General features: G+C 71.1%; 3 protein-coding genes and 2 pseudogenes. All 5 read left to right on the plus strand.

Going from position 1 to position 4,883, the window contains the following annotated elements:
• A pseudogene (locus ACFXGN_RS32700) lies at positions 1–102 on the plus strand (ATP-binding protein); the annotation flags it as partial.
• A gap of 339 nt (positions 103–441) precedes the next feature.
• The gene (locus ACFXGN_RS32705; protein ID WP_384866062.1) at positions 442–3,762 is read left to right on the plus strand and encodes a nitrate- and nitrite sensing domain-containing protein; all 3,321 of its coding nucleotides are present in this window, start codon (positions 442–444) and stop codon (positions 3,760–3,762) included.
• 7 nt (positions 3,763–3,769) lie between these two features.
• Positions 3,770–4,183, plus strand: coding sequence for a roadblock/LC7 domain-containing protein (locus ACFXGN_RS32710; RefSeq protein ID WP_056644956.1), 414 nt, complete (start codon positions 3,770–3,772; stop codon positions 4,181–4,183).
• A gap of 92 nt (positions 4,184–4,275) precedes the next feature.
• Entirely contained in the window at positions 4,276–4,833 is a 558-nt protein-coding gene (locus tag ACFXGN_RS32715; RefSeq protein ID WP_384866064.1) for a DUF742 domain-containing protein, read from the plus strand.
• Positions 4,814–4,883: pseudogene (locus ACFXGN_RS32720) on the plus strand (ATP-binding protein); the annotation flags it as partial. The gene ACFXGN_RS32715 and the pseudogene ACFXGN_RS32720, both read left to right, overlap by 20 nt.

Raw genomic sequence — 4,883 nt, forward strand, 5'->3', positions numbered from 1 at the left:
CCCGACACCCCCATCATCACCACCGACGCCCGCCACCGCGGCGACGCCAAGAGCGCCCTCATCACCCTCGTCGAACACGCCCTCATGGCACGACTCAAGTGACGGGACGGACCGGGCGGTTGTCCCATGCCTCCGTCATGGGCGGTCTGTGTCCTTCGACACGGCCGCCCGGCTGTTCATAACGTTTCGACAGAGAATTGGGGCGCCTCGGACACCCGACGCATCCGATCGGTGTCGCTGTGCTCACCTGAGCCCCGCCTTTTGGCGGGGCTCGCTCTTTATGCCCGTTTTATGTCAGGCCCCGGCCGTGGCGGGGACCCGCTTCCCACTGTTTGGAACGAAACCCCTTCACGTGCTGCAATTCATGAACTCCCGAGTAGTACGGCCCTGAACGAAACACCGGCACAACGTAGGTGCCGACGCCGAGAGGTTGTTGGTCGAGTGAGGCGAAGCAAGGAAAGCTCCGCGGAGCAGGAGACGCGGGGCAACTTCACGCCGCCGTCGCGCGCCGCCGTGTCGCCCGTGGACGTGCCCGTCACGCCCCCGCCCGCCACGGCCGCCGTCGGTACGGGAAGCTCCAGCAAGCTCTCGCCCCGCAACTGGCGGGTGCCCACCCGCCTGAACGCGATCCTGCTCATACCCGTGCTCGTCGGCCTCGTCATGGGCGGCTTCCAGGTCAAGGGGTCCGTCGACACCTGGCAGGAGGCCCAGGACGCCGAGCGGACCGCGCTCGTCGTACGGGCCGCCTCCGAGTACAGCACCGCCCTCCTGAACGAGCGCGACCTCACCGCCGCCCCCCTGCTGGCCTCGCCGCCCCCCGAGGGCCTCAAGAGCGAGCAGGTGCAGAAGGCGTACGCGGCCACCGACGCCGCCCGCATCGCCTTCGACCAGGCCGTCAGGGACCTCCCCCCGGGCCAGGGCCTGGAGCGGCGGCTGCGCCTCTTCAAGGACGAGGAGCCCAAGCTCGACGCGCTCCGCAAGATCGCGTACACCCGCTCCCTCGACCCGGTGAACACCCAGCTCGGCTACACCGGCGTCCAGCACTACCTCACCGAGTTCTCCAACGAACTGGGCCTCGGCACCGGCAACGTCACCGCCTACGGCCGCAGCGTCTACGCCGTCCAGCTCGCCAAGGGCGCGGAGTCCCTCCAGCGCTCCATCGGCACCCAGCTCCTGGTCCGGCCCAGCCGCGAGGAAGCCGTCTTCGCCCAGCAGTCCGTGGCGTTCAACTCGTACAACTACCTGGAGCAGATCGCCCTCGGCGAGTTCTCCTCCGGTGGTGCGCCCGAGGACGTCGAGCTGCTGAAGAGGACCATGGCCGCCAAGGCCACCGAGAGCGCCAAGCAGCTTCCCTCCGGCGCCGAGCCGCCCAAGGGCAAGGACGGCTCCGTCTACTCCGGCCTCACCGCCGCGATCGGCAGCGCCAAGGACCCCGACGCCCTCGCCGCCCTGAAGTCCGAGGGGGTCACCCCCGAGGTCTGGGCCGCCGTCGCGAACGCCAGGTTCGCGGGCTACTCCGAGGTCGAGAAGTCCCTCGTCGACAAGGCCGTGGCCGAGGCCGTCAGGATCTCCGGCGACGCCCAGCGGGACGCCTGGGTCAACGGCGGCATCGTCGTCGTCGCCCTGCTCGCCGCCTTCGTGCTGGCCGGGATGATGGCCCGCCAGATGAGCCACTCGATGCGCGCGCTGCGCACCGCCGCCTTCGGGATCGCCGAGCAGCGCCTGCCGATGCTGGTCGACCAGCTCTCGCGTGCCGAGCCGGGCCGGGTCGACACCCGGGTGCAGCCCATCCCGATCGACTCGCGCGACGAGATCGGCGAGGTCGCCCGCGCCTTCGACCAGGTCCACCGCGAGGCCGTCCGGCTCGCCGCCGAGCAGGCCATGCTCCGGGGCAACGTCAACGCGATCTTCACCAACCTCTCGCGCCGCAACCAGTCGCTGATCGAGGGCCAGCTGACCCTCATCACCGGCCTGGAGAACAACGAGGCCGACCCGGACCAGCTGGCGAACCTCTTCAAGCTGGACCACCTGGCGACCCGTATGCGCCGCAACGGCGAGAACCTCCTCGTCCTCGCGGGCGAGGACCCGGGCCGCCGCTGGGACCAGCCGGTCCCGCTGGTGGACGTCATGCGGGCGGCCTCCTCCGAGGTGGAGCAGTACGAGCGCATCGAGCTGGCGGGCGTGCCGGAGGCCGAGATCCACGGCCAGGCCGTGACCGACCTCGTGCACCTGCTCGCCGAGCTCCTTGAGAACGCCACCACGTTCTCCTCCCCGCAGACCAAGGTCCGGGTCACCGCGACCCGGCTCCCCGACGGCCGGGTGATGGTCGAGATCCACGACAAGGGCATCGGTCTCACCGCCGAGGACTTCGCGGACATCAACCACAAGCTGGCCAACCCGCCCACCGTCGACGCGGCCGTCTCGCAGCGCATGGGCCTCTTCGTGGTCGGCCGGCTGGCCGACCGCCACGGCATCCGCGTCCAGCTCCGCCCCTCGGGCGAGCAGGCGGGCACGACCTCGCTGGTCATGCTCCCGGACGCGATCACGCACGGCGGTGGCGGCGAGCAGCCGCTCCAGGACGACTTCACGGTCTCCCAGATCATGCCCGAGCAGCGGAGCGGCTTCGAGGCCGCGCCGACGCAGCAGCAGCCGGTGCTGACCGCGGCGGACCTCGGTTTCGACGACTCGCGGTACGAGCAGCAGCCCGTCGCCGAGGAGCACCCGGCCGGTCCCGCGCCGCAGCGCGGGCGGCGCGGCGCCCTGGGCTCCCGGCAGCAGGGCGACGGGCAGCCGCTCTTCCGCGACGAGGCCGCGCCCGTGGCGCAGGAGCGGGGCCAGCAGGCCCCGGCCCAGGGATTCGGCCAGCAGGCCCCGGTCCAGGAGCACGGCGGGCAGGCCCCGGTCCAGGAGTACGGGCAGCAGGTCCCGGCCCAGGAGTACGGGCAGCCGCAGCGGACCCCGGAGTACCCGGCGGAGCCGTACCCGCAGCAGGGGTACGCGCAGACGCCGGGGTACGGCCAGGAGTACCCGGCGGCCCTCCCCCAGCAGGATGGTTTCGGCTATCCGCAGCAGGGTCACGAGGGCTTCCCGCCGCAGGGTCATCCGGAAGGCTCGTACGCGTCTCCGCAGACCGAACACCAGCAGTACGACAATGCGTTCGACTCCCAGCCCCACCAGGGTGAGTGGCCGGATCGGAACAGCTACGGAAACGGCTGGCCGCAGGCGTACGGAACGGAATCGGAATCTGCTCCGGGCGCTGCCGAACAGGCCCCCGACCGCGTAGGCTTCGACCGTCCGGGTCCGACCCCGAGTGCCGCTCCGGACGCCGGTCACCAGCTGACCGACGCCGGTCTGCCGCGCCGCGGCAGTGCCGCCCCGCAGCACCAGGGGACGGCGCAGCAGCAGGCGCCGCAGCGGACTGAGCCCGCGCAGCCGGTGCGGGAACAGCAGCCGGAGGCCGGAGGTCCCGACACCTGGCGGTCGACGAACGACGAGCGCTGGCAGCGGGCCGGAAAGCTCAAGGAGCCGAAGGCGGGCGGGGTCACCTCGTCCGGTCTCCCCCGCCGGGTCCCGAAGGCCAACCTGGTCGAGGGCAAGGCCGAACAGACCCCGCAGGGCGGCCCCCAGGTCTCCCGCGCACCCGAGGACGTGCGGGGCAGGTTGAGCAACCTGCGCCGGGGCGTCCAGCAGGGGCGCAACGCGGGATCGGACACGAACGGATCGGGCCTCGGCCCAAGCGGCACCTACAACCAGGAGCGTTAGTGTGAGCATGAGCCAGGCGGCGCAGAATCTGAACTGGTTGATCACCAACTTCGTGGACAACACCCCCGGGGTGTCCCACACGGTGGTGGTCTCCGCCGACGGACTCCTGCTGGCGATGTCCGAGGGCTTTCCCCGGGACCGCGCCGACCAGCTGGCGGCCGTCGCTTCCGGGCTGACCTCGCTGACCGCGGGCGCGTCCCGGATCTTCGAGGGGGGCGCGGTCAACCAGACGGTGGTGGAGATGGAGCGGGGCTTCCTCTTCATCATGTCGGTCTCGGACGGATCCTCGCTGGCCGTCCTCGCCCACCCCGAGGCCGACATCGGTCTCGTGGGCTACGAGATGGCCCTCCTGGTGGACCGGGCGGGCACCGTGCTGACGCCCGACCTCCGGGCGGAGCTCCAGGGAAGTCTTCTCAACTAACAGACAGACAGTGCGTTCCGCGCCACCGCCCCGTAGGGTGCGGTGGCGCGGCTCCAAGGGACATGGACCGCGAGGCAGTCGGAGGAGGAGACGTGGGCACACCACCGGGCTCGAACCCCTACAACGGTTATGACGCGTACCAGACGCCCCCGGGCGACCCCGCGCACAACCGGTACAACTTCCCCTCCACGCCGAGCAGACCTGCCACGTCGCAGCCCCATCGGCAGTCCCCGGCCCCGTCCACGGGCGCGTACGGTTCCTCGCGCGCGTCCTCGGGGGGCTACGGTTCCCCGGGCGGTTCGGGCGGACACAATCCGCTCGTCCGTCCGTACGCCATGACCGGCGGCCGGACCCGGCCGCGTTACCAGCTCGCCATCGAGGCGCTGGTCAGTACGACGGCCGATCCGTCCCGGTTGCAGGGGCAGTTGCCCGAGCACCAGCGGATCTGCCGGTTGTGCTTCGAGATCAAGTCGATCGCCGAGATCTCGGCCCTCCTCTCCATTCCCCTCGGCGTCGCCCGGATCCTCGTAGCCGATCTGGCGGAGGCCGGCCTCGTCGCCATCCACCAGCCGGGCGGCGACGAAGCCTCCGGCGGTCAGCCAGATGTGACACTGCTCGAAAGGGTGCTCAGTGGACTTCGCAAGCTCTAGCGGCGGCGCGGCCCGTTCAACCACCAGCGCGAAGATCGTGGTGGCGGGCG

Origin of the sequence: Streptomyces sp. NPDC059247 (assembly GCF_042754005.1) — a bacterium.
GTDB lineage: Bacteria > Actinomycetota > Actinomycetes > Streptomycetales > Streptomycetaceae > Streptomyces.

What these genes read in the sequence shown, in the direction of transcription:
- ACFXGN_RS32710 (WP_056644956.1), top strand. Translation starts at nt 3,770, where the DNA reads ATGAGCCAGGCGGCGCAGAATCTGAACTGGTTGATCACCAACTTCGTG.